Here is a 22,644-nt window from a genome sequence, read left to right as displayed (position 1 = left end):
TAGGAAGAGGTGTAGGTAGGGATGAGTAATATGCATAGAAAGATGGGGACTTTTGCTTTAACTATGACAGGTATTGGTTCTATTATCGGCTCAGGTTGGTTGTTCGGAGCGTGGAAAGCTGCCCAGATTGCAGGACCAGCAGCTATTTTTTCTTGGATTATCGGTATGGTTGTAATTTTATTTATCGCATTATCTTACGCAGAGCTTGGGGCAATGTTTCCTGAAGCTGGAGGAATGGTTAAGTATCCTCAATACTCGCATGGCTCTTTTATTGGATTTTTAGCTGCGTGGGCAAACTGGATATCTATCGCTTCGACTATTACCGTTGAGGCCATTGCTTCAGTACAATATATGAGTACGTGGCCTTGGGAATGGGCCAGATGGACTCATTCTTTAGTTGATAACAATATCTTAACGATCAAAGGATTATTCATAGCTTCTTTACTACTATTGTTCTATTTCTTCGTCAACTATTGGACAGTTAACCTTTTTGCTAAGGCAAATTCATTTATTACTATTTTTAAATTAATTGTTCCAGGTGTAATGGCAGGATCGTTATTTTTTGCTGGATTTCATGGTGAAAACTTTACAAGTTCTCAAGGGATCGCACCATATGGTTGGGCAAGCGTTTTAACAGCAGTAGCTACTTCTGGTATCGTGTTTGCGTTTAATGGATTTCAAAGTCCCGTTAATATGGCAGGAGAAGCTAAGTCTCCGAATAAGTCTATACCTATTGCTGTTATTGGGTCTATTCTAATTGCAGGTTTTATATACGTTATATTACAAGTTGTGTTTATCGGTGCAGTTGATCCGTCTATGATCGTGAACGGATGGAGTCATCTGAATTTCAATTCACCTTTTGCTGATTTGGCAATTGCTCTTAGTCTTAACTGGTTAGCGATTGTATTGTATGTAGATGCATTTGTATCACCGTCTGGTACAGGTGCTACTTATACAGCGACAACTTCGCGTATGCTTTATGGAATGCAGAAAAATGGGTACTTACCGAATATCTTTGGTACATTACATCCACTTTATGGTGTTCCTCGTCCAGCGATGTTATTAAACTTAGGAGTATGTTTTATCTTTTTATTTTTATTCCGCGGATGGGGCGTACTTGCTGAAGTGATTTCAGTTGCTACACTTATTTCGTATATCATGGGGCCAGTTGCATTGGCAACATTAAGACGTACAGCTTCTCATTTTAATCGTCCATTTTACTTAAAAGGTGCTTCTATTATTGCACCATGTGGATTTGTTTTTGCATCGCTTACTTTATATTGGGCGCGTTGGCCATTAACAGGAGAAGTGGTTTTCATCATTGCCATTGGACTTCCTATTTACTTTTATTATCAAGCGAAAAATAAATGGAATGGATTCAAAAAACAATTTTTATCAGGTGTTTGGATGCTTCTTTACTTAGGTTGTATGATATTGATTTCTTATATTGGAAGTGAGAAGTTCGGCGGAAAAAATATTCTTACATTTGGCTGGGATATGGTGGTCATCGCATGTCTTGCACTTGGCTTTTATTGTTGGGGAGTTAAAAGCGGGATTAAAACAGAATACATGGCTGAGGCTGAAAAAATTAACAAAGAATTTTTCAATAAATAACTTTTAGTGTAGACATCGCTATATGAGTAGAATGAAAACATGGTTACTTTATGACCATGTTTTTTTTGTGTGCTGGCGATTGGAAGGGTATTCCCATTAATGGGCATGGGAAATTTTATAGTTAAAAAAATAGCGTATTTTGCCAGATATAAAATCAATCCATAATCAGTTAATAGTGAGCTATACAAAATCTTCATCGTAATTATAATGGAAAATGGAGATTTACTCAGTTTGTATCTTGATAAGATTAAATCCGCAATTAATGTAAAAGCTGAATTGAGATCATAAAAAAAGGTGTCAGGCATCCTTTTGGGTTTTTGTCCCTTAAGATACCTGACAATAGTAATGAAGAATTTACACTTTTACCACACGTTTATAGCCAACCTCGCTGAAAAATTGATTAGCAGGAAGTACAAACATTTCATCTTCCAAGTCTAGTTGTATCGGATTAGAGAAAATGTCTCCGTTATATACGAATGAGTGATATTCACCAAACTCACCACATGGATCTACATCACCTGGTAAATCTTCAATAAATTTTTGGTCCAAATCTCTTCCTAAAAAAGAAGGATCGAGCTTATCTAAACGAATGCTGACAATTTTCGCTTTATACCCTAAATCAATAAACTCCTGGACTAACTGTTTCGTGTTGATTCCCGCTAAAGGAAGGATTAGTTCATAACCATTAGACTCAACTAAGTTCTTTTTGTATTCGATACAATCCTCCAGAAAAAGATCTCCAAATGCAATTTTTGAGATACCTTGATTGCCAAAAAAATTCATGGCGTCAATAAGGCCTTTTTCAAAACCTTTTCCATCATATAAAGGATATTGAATTTTGTATAATGGAATTCCAATGGATTCTCCTTGAGCTTGAATCAATTTAAAATCAACCATGTGTCCGGATGTTTCATCATCAGTTGTTACGGTTGTAAGCAATGATACGACTTCATATTTGTTTTCTTTTAACAGCTTATGAAGCATATACGTGGAATCTTTGCCACCACTAAAGCAAGCAATGATCTTTTCTTTCAACATCAATCCATCTCCCTTTTGTTCCGTTTATTTCTATCGTACGGACTTTAGCTGCGTGAATCAACAAAGAAGGGGGGCGAGTAGAGTGCATACAGTCATCACTTGTTAAGTTTATTGAAATTGTTACGATTAAATTGGTGGCATTCACGAGTAAAACTGCAAAATTCACGAGTAAAACATGAAAATTTACGAGTTAAGTGTGCTCAATCATATAGAAAACTATATATCCTACTTTTTTAAGGTACGGATGTTGAGTAAAAAGTATGAATTAGATTAAATGAAATCCTTTCCTGCCTATAGAATGTGTCTTCTCCTGAAGATTTTCATAGTATATAGCATCCTCTCTACATCATCTGAGAAAGGGGGCTATATTTTGGAAAAGACAAAGCTTACCGGGCGGGTCGTTACACCTGGTGATTCTGAGTATGAGCAGGCAAGAATAAATAATAATTTAAGCTTCCCAAAATTCCCAAAGATAATTGTATTTTGTCAGAATACAAAGGATGTACAAAATGCATTGAAGTGGGCGAGGGAGAATCATATACCTTTTCGGGTGAGGAGCGGCCGACATAGCTATGAGAACTTTTCATTAGTAAATGGCGGTCTTATTATTGATGTCAGCGAAATGGATAGAATCAAGGTCAATCGTGAAAAAATGATTGCAAAAATAGAAGCCGGAGCTAATTTAGGGAAGGTATATAATAAATTATGGGAATACGGAACGACTATCCCTGCAGGTACCGAAAGCAGTGTAGGCCTTGTAGGCCTTACGCTCGGCGGGGGAATTGGCATGTTAACGCGGTTGTTTGGACTTACTTGTGACAATCTAATTGAAATAGAAATGGTAAGAGCAAGTGGGAGTAAAGGGGCCGAACTCATTAAAGCAAACAAGAATCATAATAGTGATTTATTTTGGGCTTGCTGCGGCGGGGGAGGAGGATACTTTGGCATTGTCACGTCCTTTACATTCAAGGTGCACCCGATTTCTAGGGTTTCAGTCTTCTCCATTACATGGGGATGGGAAGATTTCGAAGCAGTATTTAATGCATGGCAAAATTGGGCACCTCACACGGATGACCGACTAACATCAGAAATAGAGTTTAAGTCAAAGGAAGTAAATCAAATTATCGCTCAAGGTGAATTTGTAGGTACGTCATCTAGGTTAAAGCAACTTCTTCAGCCTTTAACGACAACCGGTTCACCAACTAGTGTATTGATAAAGGAAGTTCCATATATTGAAGCTGTACGGTTCTTTGACGACCCGAGTGGAAACCAATCAGCCCATCGAAAGAGATCAGGATCTTTTCTTAATAAACCTTTTCCAAAGAAAGCGATATTGACGATGAAACAATTTTTAGAAAAAGCACCAAATGAAAACTCAGGCATTTGGCACCAATCTCTTGGAGGAGCAGCAGGCAAGGTCGAACCAAAGAAAACGGCTTTCTATTACCGGGACGCCATTATTGCACAGGAATACCTAGCTACTTGGAACAATCCTGAAGAAGAAAGGGAAAACATACGTTGGATCAAAGAATTAAGGAGTGCCTTATCACCGTATACGACTGGTGACTATGTGAATTGGCCTGATAGGCAAATCAAAGATTGGCCAACAGCGTATTATGGAGAAAATTTTAAACGGCTTCGAGAAGTAAAAACTGCATATGATCCATTTAATACGTTTAAATTTCCTCAAAGCATTCCACCTTATAATAGTGGTTTTAAGAAAAACAGGGGCGCTCCCTTTTTATAAGGTTTGCTAAACTATGTGAATAACTAAAAAGGCCTAATCCACTTATGGGTATAGGCCTCTTATCATCTAGCTTTTGTGACATTATATTCTTAATTTACTCCGTTTTTTGAGTTTGCATTACACTGTAAACTTGACTTACATATGATTGGGCTTGTGCGATTTCCGAAGCAGCTTGTTTAATTGCTTCTTGTGCCAATGTTGGGTCCGATGAGGATTTTTCAATTGCTTGACTAAGTAAAGTTTGTGTAAGAGTAACATTTGCTTTTGCTTGATTTAATTGATTGACATCGATTTGTTGTTGAGGCATTTATTTTCTCTCCTTATTTCCTATTTTGAATTACTCCTTTAGGATGACCTTTCTTTTCTTTTTTATAAGGAGAAAAAATATAAAAATGTAAACACGATGATCCTGAATTTGAATCATTGAAACATACAAAACGGATATATGGAAATTTTCACTTAAATGAAGTTGGGTGTGTAACGAATAGATAAACTAGTAGTAGCGAAAATAAAGAATGTAGCGAAATTTAGCGTATAACTTGTGGACAATGCAAAGAGGATATGGAGTAATTCTTATCCTTCAAGCCTCGTAGCAAAAATTGTGTATAACTTTTAATTGTTTTTAGATGGAGAAATACGATGTTAAATAAAAATGTGTATGCGCTGTGCGGTATGGGAATAAAGAGAATTTATTAGTTCAAATAAGGCAAGAAAAACATGAAACAAGCATGACTTTATTTGTTATAATTCTATATTTATTTACTTCGAATTCTCAATTTTTCACCTGCATAAATACGATTAGGGTTTTGAATATCATTCCATTTAACAAGTTCCTTTACTGTTGTATGATATCGCAATGCCAATTCATGTAATGTATCTCCTTGTTTCACTACATAAACAAATGCATGTGGATGGCGTGTTTGATGTTTATCATGAATAGTAATATGAAGTTTTTCATTTTTATTAAGGAGATTAGGGTTTTTGATGTGGTTTTCTGCAACAATCGCATCAACGGTTGTGTGATACAGCTTTGCTATTTTTGACAAAGTATCACCGGATTTCACGCGATAGATAATAGTGGTTGATTTGGAGGTAGGTTTTGTTGTGGGTTTCTTTATTTTAGATGAGTCTTTCAGGAACATTCCTTTGTTAAAATAATCTAAGTCGACAGTACCGGATATTCCAGGAATCCTTCCATTATCAGAGTATTGCCATCCAGACCATGTTGACCATTTTACTTGATTGGAAGGTTGTCCAACACCATAATCAGCAATCCAGAGCGGGTATTTGGTCAATGATTTATCTAGTACATAGGTTGCGTTATAGGCATTACTATAAATTACTGCCTCCTTACCGCTTAGTTCTTCTACCCTTTTTATAAAAGCTTTTGAGATCATGTTAATTTCAATGTTTGTCAATCCTGCCAAGTCTTCAAAATCCATCGCAATTTTACCGTTAAATTCTTTATTACTTATTAATGATACAAAAAAGTGTGCCTGATATTCCGCTTGGGATACACTTCTAGCTGTCACGTAATGATAGAAGCCTATTCGTAGTCCGGCTTTCATGGCTTTCTCATAGTTTTTATGAAAATAAGGGTCGACATAGTTATTTCCTTCACTTGAACGTATATAAACAACTTCAATTCCAGAAGATTTTACTTTTTCAAAGTCAATCTCCCCTTGCCATTCACTGACATCGATTCCATGAATCAGAGTGGGACTAGCTGGCTTTAATGCATAACTAATGCTAAATGGAATAAGACATCCTAGTAAAAAAAAGGATAGTAAAGTTATTAATATTTTTTTAGCCAATGTATATCATCCTTTCCGGGATTAAAAGTCCATTGTTTATGTCTTGAGCTTGTACAACATCTTATTCTTATATAATAAATGTGTGTATGGGACGCTCACGATTTTCGCAAGACGAAAAACAAGGTTTGTTAAACAGAAAACATGTTTTTACTTATCAGGCTGCTGTTAGTGATCCACAACTCGGAAAATCTTGTTGATTATTAGAGTGGAAACAATGAAATCATAAGTTGTTTATGGTACTTTTAAATAAATAAAGATAGGAGAATTATGATGACGACTTTGAATGAATGGTTTGAAAAGGGGATTCCTGCTAAAGACTTTGTTGCTTCGATGAATGTTCATAAAGAAAGCTTACAATCGATTTATGATCGGTTTTCTGTTTCGGAGGTAGACCAAGATTTTTTTAATGATTTAAAAGCGAAAGACCTTCGAGTTATTATCATTACTGAAGACTGGTGCGGAGACGCGATGATGAATATACCTATTCTTTTAAACATTGCAGAAGCCGCAAATATTGAAACTCACATGGTTTTACGTGATCAAAACCTTGAGTTGATAGATCAATACTTAACAAATGGAACAGCGCGTTCAATTCCTATTTTTATATTTATTGATAAGAATGGTGAAGAAAAAGCGGTTTGGGGGCCTCGTGCACCAAAGGTACAAGAGAAAGTAATGGAGTTGCGATCAGTTCTGCCAGCTAAGGATGACGAAAGCTTCGAGGCTGAGCAAAAAGAAGTATTTAAAAAAATGACTAAAGCTTTTTCTGAAGATAAACAGCTTTGGAACGAAGTATACAGCAGTATAAAAGAAGCCTTAGTAAAGATATAAAATCTGAATTACTTCCTCGTTTAAAACGCGGATATTTTATTGTTCTATAAACCCGACTACCTTACTGAAAGCCTCTCCGATAAGAAGAGAAGCGTGGGTGTAACTCAAAAAAAAACGAGTGTAAAACGTAAGCTGTTTTACACTCGTTTTGTTATTTGTAGTGTTTTTTTCTATATGTTAAGGATATGGTTCATGGCGCCTTGTTTTGGGGCAGCCTTTTTTCATTTGTTTATGATTCTGGAATAATGGTAACGCCAATGGTTCGAATTGGAGAATCCTGTTTAGCACTTTGGTTCGTGGCTTTGTAGTATTTTAACATTAGATCGTTTAATTCATTTTGAAAGTTAATAAAACTTTCATCATCAAGCTTTAGTTCTAAAAGTGAAAAGGTTGAACCATCTTCTGAGCAATCTCGTTCTTCTAATTTAGTAAGGTAATTTTGATATTGAGTCATAAGTGATAATTGATAATACGAATAATAGTTCAACTTTTTCTCATTAGAAGATTTTTTCCACTCTTCTCCACTAAGCCGTGCCTCTTCTTCATTTAAAACGTAGTATTTTTCGGAAACTGATCTCACTTTTTTCTCTTTCACAATGCGAATAACTCCAGAATCTAACAAAACTTGTATATGTCGATACAATGTTGCCTGAGGTACATCTTTAATGATTTTTAACATTTCTAGTGGTGTTAATCCATTTTCTCTGTTTCTCATTAAAGCTTGGGAGATCTTTATTCTTACGGGGTGCATTAAAATTTCAGCTTTATTAACCATTTTATTCTCCTTACATTAGAAATTTGATACTACATAATGATAATCAATTCGATAATCCCAATATTGTTCTTTTCTTATCATATAGATCACGAATAATAACTTCATTTTGTCATATAGTGTATGGTTAAATCATTTTCATTTAAGTAAGATAATAGTAGAAGAATACATTTAATCAAATTAGAAAATTTTTATCGTAATGTATTTTGAAGAAAGTAATATGCATTTTTTAAAAATATATGTAATTATTTTTTAAAAAGATGAAATGAGTTCATACAATAGGATTAAAAAATCCTAGCTTTTAGCTTACATAAATCCCACTATATTTTTATTGTTATTTATAATGATAATATTATCATTATAAATAACAATAAAAACTAAAACAATATTTTTAAAAGAAAATAAATAGGTGCAATATTCCAATTATCATGTTATCATTATCAATAATGATAACATTTTATTTTGAGTTATTAAATTATAGGAGTGGTAGTTATGCAATTGCATTACGGATGGGACGAATTTAAGAATATTGATTTCATGTCTTTTCTGCCGATTATTTTACCGGTAATTGCTATTGGATTTATTTTAGTCCTTATAGCTTTAATTGATTTATACAGACATCGAAAAACGAGGAAAAATATTTTATTGTGGACACTCATTATTATTTTTGTAAACACTCTTGGTCCAATACTGTACTTTGTTATTGGTAGAAAGGACAGTGACAGAATATGAAATTAGAAATCAAAAATGTTACTAAAAAATTTAAAGAAAAAACAGCGGTTAATAATTTTTCAATGGAACTACAATCAGGGGAATGTGTTGGATTGATAGGGCCTAATGGGGCAGGTAAATCGACACTAATAAAAGTTATTGCAGATATTATAGATCCAAGCATGGGAGAAGTCTTACTTGGTGGTAAGAAAATTTCTAAAATGAAAAGGGAAATAGGCTACTTACCACAATACCCAAACTTTTTTCAATGGATGACTGCCAAAGAAACCCTTACTTTTATGGGACAGCTATCAGGAATAAAGAAGGAAGAATTAACACGGAGTATTCCAGAAATAATGTCGAAAGTAGGGTTAAGTGGGGAAGAGAATTCAAAGGTAAGAACCTTTTCAGGTGGAATGAAACAGAGACTTGGAATTGCACAAGCATTGTTACATAAACCATCTTTGATTGTAATGGATGAACCGGTTTCGGCATTAGATCCAATTGGTCGAAGAGAAGTTCTAAATATAATAGAAGAAATAAAGAAAGAGACGACCATTTTATTATCAACACATATATTAAGTGATGCAGAAGAAATATGTGAGAGATTTGTCATTATAAAGAATGGTGAAAAAATTGAAGATACTACAATGACAGAATTATTAAACAGGAATAGTGAAAATAAAATTAATGTTGATTTAACAGTTAAAAATCAAGAATGGATTGAAATCGTTAAAAGCTTAAACTTTGTAAAAGGTGTAGAGGTAATTGGAAATAAATTAAAAATAGAAGTGGAAAATATAGAATTAAATAAGAATTTATTACTGGCGAGTGCTCTGGAACACAATGTTGATCTTGTACGGTTTGAAATAGATAACGATACATTGGAAGAGATATTCTTAAAATTGGTGGTGGGAAAATGAATAATTTTACCGTTTTAGCGAAAAAGGAATTTGTGCAGATGGTACGTGAATTCAAAGTTATTTGGCTACCTCTTGTATTTATATTTTTAGGATTAACTCAACCAGTTGTTAGTTATTACTTACCTTCAATATTAAAGGCACTAGGTGGAGGCCAAGGGATCACTATTGATCCAAGTATGGCTGCTCAAAAAGGCGGCGAAGTACTTGCTAGTACATTAGGGTCTCAATTTGATCAATTAGGGGTCATGATTATAATCGTTTCCATGATGGGGGTCGTACAGTCTGATAAAGCAAATGGTATGTTAGCCTTTATTCTTACAAGACCTGTTACGGTTGTTTCTTATATAAGTGGAAAAGTTATTTCCAATTATTTGTTTGTTGCTTGCAGTGTAGTGCTAGGATACTTGGTCTCATATCTGTATGTTATTTTATTGTTTACGAGAGTTGATTTTGTGGACTTATTAGTAGCTTTGTTGTTCTATCTGATGTGGATTCTATTTATAGTTTCATTCACGACAATGATCAGTACTATTTTTAATAGTCAGGGTATTATTGCATTAATATCAATAGTATTTTTACTGGGCTGTAGAATCGTAGTGGGTTTAAGTCCTGTTATAGACAATGTGAACCCGGCAAGTATGAGTAAACATGCTATGGAAGTACTTATTTTAGGAACAGTCAATACAGATGTAATCTGGAGTGTAATATCGACAATTGTATTGTCAGCACTAACAATCTTAGTAACAAACATATGGATTTCTAAAAAGAAATTTAATAATGAATAAGTAGAAGGCAGAAATGTGTTAATCATGAAGTGATGGGGGGATGATAACATTGTTAAGCATCACAGATTTAGAAAAAAGTTACTCAACCAAGAAAATTTTAAACGGTGTAAATTTACAAATAAAAAAAGGGGAAATTTTAGGTTTTATAGGAGCAAATGGTGCAGGGAAAACAACGACATTAAATATTATTACGGGCATATTAGATTATGAAAATGGAATGGTTGAAATAAATGGGCTGACCAAAGAAGACGGCATAGAATATAAAAAACAATTTTTCTTCATCCCTGATACTATTAATGTATTTAAAAACGTTTCGGGGTTGGACTGGATTCGTTTTTTGATGAACCTATATGATAATGAGGACAACGAAAGTTTGGATGAATATATCAGTCGGTTTGGTATGCAAGAGTCCATTAATAAGCCAATGGGAAGCTATTCCTATGGAATGATGCATAAAGTATCATTGATAGCAGCTTTTACAATAAATCCACCGATCATCATTATGGATGAACCATTAAATGGATTAGATCCAAACGCAGTGTTAGTTTATAAGGGTTTAATCAAACAATACGTTGAAAAGGGTGGTACAGTATTTTTCTCAACACATTTGTTAGATGTAGCAGAGAAAGTTTGTAATACAGTGGCTATTTTAAAAGAGGGAAAAATCATCTTGCATGATGAGATAAAAAATATTATAGGTGAAAGTTCATTAGAATCTATCTTTATGGAGGCGCAAGTATATGAAGGAAAAACTTCAATTAACTAGATTTATTGTTTCCTCCTTCTATAAAAAGCCCAAGCAGACAATGCTACAGGTTGTATTAATAATAGCCGTTTTTTATATGTTTTTACAATTAACTGTTGTAAACGCCTTTGTTTATTTTCTTGGAAACACTCAAGTTTTTATGTTTTACAATCTAACAATTTCTAGTGTTCTCGTCTTTGCATTGGTTTGCTATTTATCTACTTCACAAGTTTTTGCTTATTATGAATTTAACGTACTAGCACCTCTCCCACTCTCATATAAGAAGATTTCAACAGCAAAAGTGATCAGTAGCTTATGGGTGCCTATCGTCTTATCAATGGCAGTCCAAGTACCGACCTTAGGGTTCTTGATAATCGATCTAAAGTTTGTGGAAGCGATTAAATTGTTGTTATTTATACCAGTTGTCAATGGATTAATAGCATTGCTCCTTTTATTTATTCTATCTTGTATAAATAGATATTATTATAAATTTAAAAATAAAGTAGCATATTTAATGGTGAACATTGCTGTCATTATACTGCTTTCGATTATTTCAATTATTTATTTTGCTAGCAAATCAACAATTAAAATGTCAAAGGTTTTTTCGGAAATTGATATAACTTCTATTGAAGGGCTAAAAAACTCGATAGAATTTATACTAAAACACATTTATGAAACCGCAAACATGATTCCAGTGATAAAGTGGATCATCAATGCTTTTGCTTCAAATCAAATAACTGTTCAATTTTTTATAATTTATATTTCTATAGTAATACTTAGTCTCTTATTATTTTCTTTTATTATAGAAAATATTTCTGTGAATTATTTTAAAAATGGGTTATTAGAAAATAACAAAACGAGCTTGAAAAACTCAAGGGTTCATATCACTAAAAATCAATGGAATAACTATTTACAAAGAGAGATATGGATTATTAAGTCTGAAGCTTATTTTAAAATGCAAGTAGCTTTAGGTCTTTTATTACCGCCAATATTTTCAATTGTAATGCTATTGTTAATACAGAATGAAGTGCTTCCGAATTATTTAAACATAACAAAAGAAGGAGTTTTTGATAAATACTTTTCATATTCGGTCCTTTTCTTGTGTTGTATAAATAATATAAGTGGAACCCCTTATTCAAGAGAAGGGAAATACCATTATTTATTGAAGAGTGCACCGTTTAATAAAGGATATGTGTATTTTTCTAAAGTAATATTTTCATCAATAATGAGTATTATAGCCGTAGTAGTTAGCTTTTTGTTCTTTGCACTGTTTGGTCATTGGAAATTAGAAAATGTAGTCATGTTAATAATTATTTCTTGTTTAGTAGTTTGCTACAATCTTCTAACACCAATATTTGATATGAAAAACCCAAGTATAGAATGGGAGAATCCATCTGAGGCAATTAAATCAAACCCAAATGTATTAATAAGTCTATTATATGGATTGCCAATTTTAATCATTATTGCGACCATTCATTTTTGCTTGATTTGGTTCAGTGTCCAACCTCTCTTAGCGACTCTGATAATATTAATGATCGTAATAATAACAATTTCTATTTTGATAAATAGGTTGAAAGTGGCTTTATAAAAATCTTTATATTAGAAAAATATTCTTACTATGTTAAAGGGAGATATAGAAAATTGGCAGCACTAAATAAATTTAAAAAAGGAGTGTCTATTTATGGGGAAGCACCATGATAAAGATTTTAAAATTTACGCTGCTCGATTAGTATTGGAAGAAGGCAGGAAGCCTAGAGAATTGGCTGATGAGCTTGATATTTCTGTACCAACTTTACGAAATTGGGTCAATACCTATAAAGAAAATAACGAACAGGGCTTTGAAGACGCAAATAATGTTTCTTCGGAGCTTAGATTGACAGAAGAAAAGGACAAAATAATCAAAGATCTAAAAGAAGAGAACGAGATTTTAAAAAAGGCAATGTATATTTTTACGAAACAACCAAAATGATTCTTAACCATAAAGGATCGGATATTGAATATATACGACATTACGAAAAACCATATTTTATTTTTTTCACAAAATTAAAGTGGAAAAAAATAAAATATGGTTTTTTGTTGTTTAGTAAGAAAGCAATCAATTTGATTTTTGATGTTTTTTGATCTGTTGACTATCCATAAATTATTAAACGAACTTATGAAAAAGAAATTTTTAATCACAAAATTCGCACAAAAAATGTTATGAAAATACTCTTTTAGAGAAAAAAAGTTCGAAAAATTGGTAAAGTTGCTATTTATTGTAGAAAATTTACAAATTTTTAATAGACTCTGTAAAATTGTTGTGATAAAGTGTTATCGATAATGATAATAGGTAACAATTCATCCATAAAAACCATTTATTGTATAAAAAGTATAACCTTTATGTAAGAAAGTGGATGAAAAGTGAGGACTTTTTCAGTGATTCTAACAGTTGAAGAGGAGGAATATAGTAATTGATTGAATATTTTATGAATAGAAGCAATATTTACAAATCTTTCATCAAGTTTTATGAATCAACTTCAGTTAATTTGGAATATGCTGATGAAATATTCAACGAACAAGAATGGAAATATTTAAATTTGCAAAAGGGAATCAAAAGAATCATAGAAGCAAAGAAAAGTTTATACTGTGGAAAATTAGCAATTATGGAATTTCTAGATATCGGTTTGAGTGAAATAAAGAATATATCCCTGTTGAAAGGTGTCTTTGGACAACCGGTTATTGTTAATAACCTATTACCGTCAATTAATTTAGGGATTTCCATCACACATACAGATAAAACTTTCGGAATATTAATTTTTGATCAATTACATCCAATGGGAATTGATATTGAAACTAAAACGAAAACTGATTCTGAATTTTTAGAGACATATTTAACGGAATGTGAGAAAAAGCTGATTAAGGAAAGCAATGGTGTTTTAAGTAAAGAAATTTTCTTTAGTGCAAAAGAAAGTTTATCAAAAATACTAAAAACAGGATTAACATCTCCACTTCAAATCTATGAAATTTCGAAGTTTGATATTAAAAATAATAGTATTTCACTTTTTTATGAAAACTTTACTCAATACAAATCAACTGTTGAGCTCGTGAAAGATGAAATAAGAAGCGTTACATTTCCAGTAAATTCTAAAAAAATAAATTAATAGGGGAAATATCAATGGAATTAAAAATGGAATCAAATGCGCAAGGTAAAAGTAATAACAAACTAGCACAATTTCTTTTTAAAAAAGAGGGGAAAGTTTACAAATTAATAATATCTCTATTAATGCTTAGTTTAATTGCTGGTATCGAAACAACACTTTTATTATATTCTGCAGATCAAAAAGGGATGAGTGTTTTAAATGGCATGTCCATTTCTGAGATAGGGGCTATGAATTTTGTCATTAATACAATTGTAATGGGGTCTTTAGGATTATTGGTCACATTTATTATTCAAATATTAATTGTATGTCTATTATTTTTAGTTCTAAAGGTAAGACCTGTAAACATAAAAGGGATATGTCAAGCTGTTATAAATGCAGGGATATTCATTGTAGTTGGATCTGGTGTTAATGCAATCATCGCTCTCTTAGTGAAGAGCAAAGAAACAACATTTACTAGTTTAGCTTTACTAGTGCATGATGAAAATTCTTTACTTCACACATTCATGGCAGAGTTTGAACTGTTTTATATTATTAGTTTAATTGTATTTAGTTATAGCTTAGAAAAATTAGCACTTATTAAAAGGAAAAATGCATTAATCATAACGATTATCATAGCCTTAATTTCTTTAGTTTTTCATATGTTGACGGTCGCATCAGGCACATATTTAAAATAATGGGGGAAAACAGTGAATATGAATTCTTTAGTATATTTGTTTGAAGAAAGTGTAAGAAGACATGAGGATAATATTGCGATAAGAAATAAGGATAAGCACTTTACATATAAAGAAACGAATATCTTAGCAAATAAAATGGCAATGTACTTAAAGAATAAAGGGATAAAAAAAGGAGACAATGTTGGGATTTATATTGAAAAATCCGAGTATGTTTTATTTTTAATAGTAGCATTACTTAAATTGGGTGTAACCTATGTACCAATTGACCCTAAAAGTCCGAATAAAAGAGTAAAACATATTATAAAAAATTCAGAATTAAAGTTATTAATAGGGGACATAGGTAAGATAAACGACAATGATTGTGATTATTTAACAATTGATGAAGTGATAGAGAAATCAAAAGATATGACAGGTGATAATTCAAACACATTAGTTGACCCTAAGGATCCAGCCTATATTATTTTTACCTCTGGCTCTACAGGTGATCCTAAAGGAGTATGTGTGTCACATGAAAATGTTATGAACTTGTTTTTAGGATGCGAGGATTTGTTCGACCTTAATAATAAAGATAAATGGACATTTTTCCATTCCTACGCATTTGATTTTTCTGTATGGGAGATGTGGGGTGCTTGGATTTATGGCGGAGAAGTTGTAGTGGTTTCATTTGAAGAAAGCCGAAATCCAATATCATTTGTTGATTTAATGGTACGTACACAAACGACAATTTTTAATTGTACTCCAAGCGCTTTCTTCGAGGTGAGTGAAGAAATCATAAATCGTCAAAATGAATTGAATTTAAAATACATAATTTTTGGTGGAGAAGCATTAAACTTCAAAAAGTTGACCCATTGGTTTTCACTAGAAAATAGTAAGTTACCAAAACTAATAAATATGTATGGAATAACTGAAACTACCGTTCATGTAACATACAAAGAGATTGAAAAAAGTGATGTTGAAAAAGGGATTACAAATATCGGAAAAGTCTTGCCACACCTTGGGTTTAAAGTAATAAATCAACTTGGAGAAGAAGTAACTTCAGATGAAGAAGGCGAGTTGTATATTTCAGGAAAAGGTGTTTCGTTAGGTTACTATAAAAATATCATAATGAATGAGAAGAAATTTACATATATTGATAACGTTCGTTACTATAAGTCCGGGGATGTAGTGAAAGTTTTAAATGATGATGAACTTCAATATGTTTCCAGGAATGATGAGCAGGTCCAGTTAAGAGGTTTTAGAATTGAATTAGGAGAGATAGAGAGCGCGTACAACAATGTGAAACACATCAAAAATGCTGTTGTTACATCGGATACAGCATTTAACGATGATATGCATTTATTTTTATACTATGTTGCGGATGAAGAATTAGCTGCTGACTATTTGAGGGAAAGTGTAAGAAGCTCGTTGCCAGCTTATATGATCCCAAGTTTTTTTATCAAGATAGAAAAAATTCCTTTAACTGTAAATGGAAAACTAGATAAATTATTATTACCCAAAGTAGATAGTAAAAAAGATTGTGAAACTACCTCTACTACTGAGAGTCTGGTAGTAGATGAAAAAATAAGTGAGAAAGTAAGAGAAATGGTTGTAAGTATTATAGGTAATGAGGCTATAAGAAACAATCAGTCACTACTTGAAAGTGGAATGAACTCATTATCGATAATGAGATTAATTGTCAATATAAAAAATCTATTTAATATCGAGTTTGCTCCATCAGAGATGTTGGAAAACGACACGATTACAAAATTATCCAAAGATATAGAAACTCGGAAAAATGAAGAGGAAAAGCAAGAGTATATACCTATAAAAATAAATGATACGAGAACATACCCTTTATCATATGAGCAAGAAAACTTGTGGTTTATTCACCAAACAAATGTAGACAAATCCTTATATAACATAGTTTTTTCTTATGAAATATCAGGAGGAGTGAATAAAGGAAATCTGGAAATATCGTTAGATAAGATGAGCAGGAAACATCATATTTTAAAAAGTGTGATTCAAGAACAATCTGGAAAAGGTATCTTAGCTTTTGATGAGTCGACTTATCATTTTATTAACTACTTTGATATTTCGAATATTCCTTTAGACAAAAAGGAAGAAAAAATAAATCAATGGGTGAAAGAAGAAACGGAACGACAATTTGATATAGAAAATGGTCCTCTCTTGTCGGTTACATTAGTGAAGACAAACGAATGTGAATATCAATTGATATGTAATATCCATCATATTATTTTTGATGGTTGGTCGATTCCATTAATGATCAACGACTGGTTTGCTATTTATGAGGAAATCGAGAATGGAAAAAAGAATGATTTAGATAACAGATCTATTCAATATGGAGATTATGCTTTATGGCAAAAAACCTCACCAAATTATATAAGTAGCAAGGACAACGAGTTCTGGAGTAATGAAATAGCTACAATGCGTCAAAAGTCCCTATTACAATATGATTATCAAAAAACAGATGATAGTAAAAATACTTCCGATATTATCAGCTTTTTATTACCAAAAGATATTCAAAAAAATCTTGAAGATCTTCACAAAAGAACAAAATCAACCTTGTTTATGAGTTTACTAACCGCATATCAAACCTTTTTATCTGTATATTTTGATGAAGAAGAAGTTGTTGTAGGAAGCCCATTGGCGAAGAGAAACAATGTCGATACGGAACAATTAATAGGTTATTTCGTTAACACCTTGCCCTTTAAAATTAATGTTTTTCTGGAAGATTCATTTGAAGAGATTTTGAGAAAAAATATAAAAAATATAACAGCTGTTTTTGACCACCAAAATTTACCGACAGAGAAAATTTTGAAACATTTATCATTAGATAGGACCATAGATTCAACGCCTTTGTTCGATACTGTTTTTGTACTACAAAATAACCAAAAAGAAAAGTTAACATATAAAACTTTAAAATTAAAACCTAAAAAAATTAATGCATTTAAAGCAAAATTTGATTTGGTTGTACAAGTAGAAGAATTTGATGATGCATTAGTCATTTCTTTTGAATTTAACAAATCATTATTTAATAAAACTACGATTCAAAGAATGGCTAACAATTTTCAACATTGGCTGCAAGAAATTACAACGCAGGATGACAAGCAGCTAAGGGATTTGTCTTATTTAGAGCCCGCACAGTTTCGAACAATAATTGAAATGAGTACAAGTAAAGTAAATCTGGAAATAATGGATGATCATCACTTTGAAGATGTAATTACTAGGTTTGAGAATAAAGTAAAAACAAATTTCGAAGATATTGCCATTGTTCATGGCGATGACGAAATAACATTTGGCGAGCTAAATGCTCGTGCAAATCAGATTGCACATCACTTATTCCGAAACCATGTTGGTATAGAAGATAAAATTGGTATTTTTATGGATCGATCAATTAATATGGTTACGGCTATTTTAGCCATTATGAAGGTTGGAGCGGGATATGTACCTTTGGACCCATCACAACCAGAGTCGCGACTAAAACACATGATTGAGGATTCTCAAATCATGTATTGTTTGAGTAACGATGAGGGAATTTCAAAATATCCTGGCGAAGAAAGTAAGCTAATATTGGTCGAAGAAATACTAAAGCAACAAAAAAGTGAAGTAGAAGAGTTCCATTCTATACGAATTTCGAAAAATAATTTAGCCTATATCATCTACACTTCAGGAACAACAGGAAAACCTAAAGGGGTCATGATTGAGCATGGTGGATTAGCAAACCTCTGTGACTGGCATATTAATCATTATTCTGTTTATGAAAAAGACGCAGCAACACTTGTTTCAAATACTTCTTTTGATGCTTCTGTTTGGGAGATATTCCCGTATTTAACAAATGGGAATAAACTCGTGATACTAGATTACTATGATTTACTTGATGTAGAAATCCTTTCAGAGAAGTTAGAAAAAGAGAGTGTCTCACTCGCATTTTTTTCAACGGGGCTGCTTGAGCAATTATTTATTAACGAAATGAAATTTCCAAAATCAATAAGAGCTGTTTTGACAGGTGGAGATCGTTTAAAAACGATACCTAATCGCTTGAGCTTTGATTTATATAATAATTATGGGCCAACAGAAGGTACTGTTGTTTCAACATCATATAAGATACTTCCAATTGACGATACAGTGATTCCCATTGGAAAGCCTATCTTAAATGTAGAGGCATTCGTATTTAATTCTGGAATGAAGCTTACTCCTAAAGGGCAAATAGGTGAACTGTATATTGGCGGTAAAGGTATTGCAAGAGGATATATAAATAATACAGAGAAGAACCTTGAAAGTTTTATTCCAAATCCGTTTAATCACTCTAAGAAACTATATAAAACTGGGGATTTAGTTAAGTATACAGAAGATGGGAATTTACTATTTGTAGGTAGAGTGGATGACCAAGTGAAAATACGGGGATATCGAATAGAACTAGGTGAAATCAATGCTGTTCTTAAAAAATGTACAGGTATAAAGGATTGTTTTATCACAGTAAAAGATGAATCTAAATTGAAGAAATTTATTATTGCGTATTATATTTCAGACAATGACTTGGAAGAAGATCATATCCGTGTATATATGAAAAATCATCTTCCTCATTATATGATTCCTGCTTACTTTATTAAAATGAATTCTTTTCCCCTAACAGTTAATGGAAAAGTGGATATAAAGAGCTTGCCAGATCCAAGAACTAATCAGGAAGAGACTAACAAAAAAAGTGTCATTAATGGCACGGAACAAAAATTGTTAAATATATGGAAAGAAGTGCTGAATAATCAGGAAATAACTATCTTTGATAACTTCTTTGAATGTGGAGGAGACTCCATCCTAAGTATTCAAATTTGTTCACTTGCAAAGAAAGAAAATCTTTTTATTACTTCAAAAGACATCTTTGAAAAACAAAGCATTGAAGAACTGGCAAAGGTTGTGGAATTGAAGGGCGATTTAACAATAAACCAGTCTGATGTTTTTGGAAAGGCATCATTTACACCCATTCAAAGTTGGTTTTTCTCTCAACAAATTGATAATTATAATCATTGGAATCAATCTGTAACGTTAAAAGGCTACCCGCTAATGAGTGAGAAAAAGCTTCAAAAGATCATGACACATATCGTTAAACATCACGATGGGCTGAGATCAAGGTTTGATAGTATAGAAGCATTTTCAAAAGTTGAAAAGAATGTGAACCACAACGAAATGTGGAGTACAAAATACGTAGATCTATCAAACATGAATAAGGACTTACAAGAACAAGAAATTTCTAAACTCGAGAACGTTGCACAGCAGGGTATAAATATTTCAAACGGGCCACTGATGAAAATTGTTTGTATAAAAACAGACGAAGATGAGCATACAATCATTTGGATTATTCATCATTTAATTGTTGATGGGGTTTCTTGGAGAATCTTAATCGAAGACTTTGATCGATTATATATTCAAGATATCAACAATCAAGAACTAAAACTGGATAACAAAACAACATCATTTAAAGAATGGGCAAACAAACTAAAAGAATATAAAAAGAGTATTCCTGTAGGTATTAAAGAGTACTGGCTAAACGAAAAAAGTGAAGTGTATGAAAGCCCATTAGTTAAAACAGAGAATGTATACGATGGAAGATCATTTGAAATGAAGCTAAATAAAGAGATCACAAGCAAAATCTATAATCATATGACAAGAGCTTATAAAGCATCTATTGATGAACTCTATTTATCTCTGTTTGCTAGGATAATCGGGAATTATTTCAATAAAAAAGATATTCATTTTACTTTGGAGGGACATGGTCGCGAAGAATTATTCGACGATGTCGATTTGTCTAGAACAGTAGGATGGTTTACGACGATGTGCCCGGTTTATCTAGAAAATACAGAATCATTGTCAAAAACGATTCAAGTTACAAAGCAAAAGTTAAGAGCTTTGCCTAATAAAGGGATTGAATATGGAATTATAACAGAACTATGTGGTGAAACACATGTGAAACAAAATAAGCCAATTATTAGTTTTAATAATTTAGGTAGGTTTCATCAAAGCAATCAATTAGTTGCGAAGGAAGTTATCTTTTTTAGTGAACAAGATATTCAACATAACTCCTATACTGAACATGAAGTAGATATTGAATTACTTGTAGTAAATGATGAGCAAACTATAAAAATAAATTACAACAGACATTTTGCAAGAGAAGATTTTGAGAATTATATAGAAAAAAACTTGCTGGAATTGCTACGAACATTAGAAGCAGAGACAAAATTGAAAGAATCAACGTATTTGTCGGAAGACTTTCCATTAGTAAAAATGCCTGAAGAGGAACTTAACCAACTCCTAATCAGCGAATCACGAATTGTTGATATTTATGATCTGACTTCTCTACAAAAAGGGATGTTATATCATAGTTTGCTTGATAGTGAGAGCAGCCAGTATAAAGTACAACTCATTTTTGATATCAAAGGTTGTTTGGATGTCCGAAAATTAAAGAATGCCATTAAAACAATAGTAGGGAAACATGATATTTTAAAAACCAAATTATATTCAAGTAGAAAAGGAATATTTTATCAACTATTAATGAGTTCTCTAGATATCGAAGTTCAATATGAAGAAATGAATGATCATCATGTGATGCTGGAAAAGTTGTTAGCAGATCAATACAAGAGCATAGATATCGAGAACAATAGGTTAAATAGCTTCATGATCGTTAAGCTAGCGGAGAATGAGTACCAATTAATATGGACATTCCACCATATTATTATGGACGGTTGGAGCTACTCGATGGTGATTAATGACATTTTTAATACTTATCATTCAAAAACACCTTCTTCATCCGTGAGTACCTCATTTAAAAAGTATGTTGAATATATGAAAGATTATACGAAGCATAAAGAACTACAAGAGTATTGGGCGGAGAAACTGCAAGATGTTCAAGTTCCAGGGCCTAGTTTAACAGGAGCATTAGTAAGCGAGGAATATATTGAGAATTGCTACTTGAAAGTATTAGATGAGGAATTGAGTACTTCCATTCAACGATTCTGTCAGGAAAATAAGATTACCATTAATACTCTCTTTCTAACTATTTGGCTTGCTACATTAAAGGAAGTAAAAGGAACAGATAATGTGTGTTGTGGAGTAGTGACATCGGGTAGAAATATCCCCGTTGAAAATATTGAGATTATGGTTGGTCCATTTATCAATACTGTCCCGTTTATTAAGAAAATCACCCAAGAGAAGTCTTACAAGGAACTACTAAAAGAAGTTCAAAAAGAGTTTTTAGAATTAAGTGCCTATGAAAATACACCATTATCAGATATTTATGAGTGGGCGAACGCTAAAGATCACTTGTTTGATTCTTTGTATGCTTTCGAAAATTACCCAATGACACTACCTAGTACTAGTGAAATCAAGGTGAGTTTGAAAGAAGGAAGGGAAACAACGCATTATCCAATCGTCATTATCATTACTCCTGGTTCAAGTGTTCAAATTAAGTTTAATGAGACAGTAGTCAATCCGAAGTTAAGGTCATCAGTCATTTCGGTATTTAATCAACTACTCAATGAAATGTTAGAAAAAATAAAAGTTAAGTGAGGCGAAGATATATGGAAACTACCATAGTCGTTAAGGAAAGGTTAATTGAGGAAAAGCTTATTGGATTTTGGAAAGAAATTTTAGATCAAGAAACCCTTAGTACAGATTCTAGCTTCTTTGATTTAGGAGGAAACTCTCTTTTAGCAATGCAGTTTATTCAAATGGTGAAGAATAACATGGGAGTAAAATTACCAATCAAAGTGATGTTCGAACAATCGACTATTAAGGAACTTTCAGTACTCATCAAACAACTAGATGATATTAATAAGTTAAGTTGAATGGAAAAGAATTGG

The 22,644-nt window shown here is 32.4% G+C and carries 18 protein-coding genes; 13 read left to right on the top strand and 5 right to left on the bottom strand.

Features of this window, described 5'->3' with window-relative positions; genetic code table 11:
• The first annotated feature begins 21 nt into the window (after window positions 1–21).
• Window positions 22–1,614, top strand: a complete 1,593-nt coding sequence (locus tag JFU50_RS06910) for an APC family permease (RefSeq protein ID WP_201222229.1) — start codon at window positions 22–24, stop codon at window positions 1,612–1,614.
• Between the two features lie 354 nt (window positions 1,615–1,968).
• On the opposite strand, the gene JFU50_RS06905 is transcribed toward JFU50_RS06910, so the two are convergent.
• Both JFU50_RS06905 and JFU50_RS30410 read right to left on the bottom strand, forming a co-directional pair.
• Window positions 1,969–2,652, bottom strand: a complete 684-nt coding sequence (locus JFU50_RS06905; RefSeq protein ID WP_201222227.1) for a Dph6-related ATP pyrophosphatase — start codon at window positions 2,650–2,652, stop codon at window positions 1,969–1,971.
• Window positions 2,621–2,818: a hypothetical protein gene (locus JFU50_RS30410; protein WP_207198784.1), complete on the bottom strand. Its 198-nt coding sequence runs from the start codon at window positions 2,816–2,818 to the stop codon at window positions 2,621–2,623. Before JFU50_RS30410 ends, JFU50_RS06905 begins: the two co-directional genes overlap by 32 nt.
• A gap of 204 nt (window positions 2,819–3,022) precedes the next feature.
• Between JFU50_RS30410 and JFU50_RS06900 the strand changes: the two genes are divergently transcribed.
• Window positions 3,023–4,399, top strand: coding sequence for an FAD-binding oxidoreductase (locus JFU50_RS06900; protein WP_201222225.1), 1,377 nt, complete (start codon window positions 3,023–3,025; stop codon window positions 4,397–4,399).
• A gap of 94 nt (window positions 4,400–4,493) precedes the next feature.
• Here JFU50_RS06900 and JFU50_RS06895 read toward each other — a convergent pair whose 3' ends face one another.
• Entirely contained in the window at window positions 4,494–4,706 is a 213-nt protein-coding gene (locus tag JFU50_RS06895; protein WP_053344397.1) for a hypothetical protein, read from the bottom strand.
• 448 nt (window positions 4,707–5,154) lie between these two features.
• Window positions 5,155–6,213 carry a GH25 family lysozyme gene (locus JFU50_RS06890; protein ID WP_201222223.1) on the bottom strand — a complete coding sequence of 353 codons (1,059 nt, stop codon included), beginning with the start codon at window positions 6,211–6,213 and terminating at the stop codon, window positions 5,155–5,157.
• Window positions 6,214–6,483: 270 nt separating this feature from the next.
• On the opposite strand from JFU50_RS06890, the gene JFU50_RS06885 reads away from it, so the two are divergent.
• The gene (locus JFU50_RS06885; RefSeq protein ID WP_201182955.1) at window positions 6,484–7,044 is read left to right on the top strand and encodes a thioredoxin family protein; all 561 of its coding nucleotides are present in this window, start codon (window positions 6,484–6,486) and stop codon (window positions 7,042–7,044) included.
• A 229-nt stretch (window positions 7,045–7,273) separates the two neighbouring features.
• On the opposite strand, the gene JFU50_RS06880 is transcribed toward JFU50_RS06885, so the two are convergent.
• Window positions 7,274–7,819, bottom strand: coding sequence for a helix-turn-helix domain-containing protein (locus JFU50_RS06880; RefSeq protein WP_201182953.1), 546 nt, complete (start codon window positions 7,817–7,819; stop codon window positions 7,274–7,276).
• 489 nt (window positions 7,820–8,308) lie between these two features.
• Here JFU50_RS06880 and JFU50_RS06875 point away from each other — a divergent pair, with 489 nt between their 5' ends.
• From JFU50_RS06875 to JFU50_RS06830, 10 genes are all read left to right on the top strand, one after another.
• Complete coding sequence (locus JFU50_RS06875) at window positions 8,309–8,548, top strand: PLD nuclease N-terminal domain-containing protein (RefSeq protein ID WP_201182951.1); 240 nt, start codon at window positions 8,309–8,311, stop codon at window positions 8,546–8,548.
• The gene (locus JFU50_RS06870; RefSeq protein ID WP_201182949.1) at window positions 8,545–9,450 is read left to right on the top strand and encodes an ABC transporter ATP-binding protein; all 906 of its coding nucleotides are present in this window, start codon (window positions 8,545–8,547) and stop codon (window positions 9,448–9,450) included. Before JFU50_RS06875 ends, JFU50_RS06870 begins: the two co-directional genes overlap by 4 nt.
• Window positions 9,447–10,235, top strand: a complete 789-nt coding sequence (locus JFU50_RS06865; RefSeq protein WP_201182947.1) for an ABC transporter permease — start codon at window positions 9,447–9,449, stop codon at window positions 10,233–10,235. Before JFU50_RS06870 ends, JFU50_RS06865 begins: the two co-directional genes overlap by 4 nt.
• 49 nt (window positions 10,236–10,284) lie before the next feature.
• The gene (locus JFU50_RS06860; protein WP_201182945.1) at window positions 10,285–11,001 is read left to right on the top strand and encodes an ABC transporter ATP-binding protein; all 717 of its coding nucleotides are present in this window, start codon (window positions 10,285–10,287) and stop codon (window positions 10,999–11,001) included.
• A complete protein-coding gene (locus tag JFU50_RS06855; protein ID WP_201222221.1) occupies window positions 10,976–12,568 on the top strand; it encodes a hypothetical protein in 1,593 nt (530 codons plus the stop codon). The genes JFU50_RS06860 and JFU50_RS06855 overlap by 26 nt, the downstream gene beginning before the upstream one ends.
• A gap of 93 nt (window positions 12,569–12,661) precedes the next feature.
• Complete coding sequence (locus JFU50_RS06850; RefSeq protein WP_201222219.1) at window positions 12,662–12,949, top strand: transposase; 288 nt, start codon at window positions 12,662–12,664, stop codon at window positions 12,947–12,949.
• A 481-nt stretch (window positions 12,950–13,430) separates the two neighbouring features.
• Window positions 13,431–14,120, top strand: a complete 690-nt coding sequence (locus tag JFU50_RS06845) for a 4'-phosphopantetheinyl transferase family protein (RefSeq protein ID WP_201182939.1) — start codon at window positions 13,431–13,433, stop codon at window positions 14,118–14,120.
• A gap of 14 nt (window positions 14,121–14,134) precedes the next feature.
• Window positions 14,135–14,794 carry a hypothetical protein gene (locus JFU50_RS06840; protein WP_201182930.1) on the top strand — a complete coding sequence of 220 codons (660 nt, stop codon included), beginning with the start codon at window positions 14,135–14,137 and terminating at the stop codon, window positions 14,792–14,794.
• Between the two features lie 18 nt (window positions 14,795–14,812).
• Entirely contained in the window at window positions 14,813–22,351 is a 7,539-nt protein-coding gene (locus tag JFU50_RS06835; RefSeq protein WP_242489123.1) for a non-ribosomal peptide synthetase, read from the top strand.
• 11 nt (window positions 22,352–22,362) lie between these two features.
• Window positions 22,363–22,629, top strand: a complete 267-nt coding sequence (locus JFU50_RS06830) for a phosphopantetheine-binding protein (protein ID WP_190270362.1) — start codon at window positions 22,363–22,365, stop codon at window positions 22,627–22,629.
• The last annotated feature ends 15 nt before the right edge of the window (window positions 22,630–22,644 follow it).

It is taken from the genome of Peribacillus sp. TH14 (assembly GCF_016651145.1).
GTDB classification, from domain to species: Bacteria; Bacillota; Bacilli; order Bacillales; family DSM-1321; genus Peribacillus; species Peribacillus butanolivorans.
The sequence above is the reverse complement of the archived record's forward strand: the minus strand, read 5'-3'. Positions and strand labels throughout refer to the sequence as shown.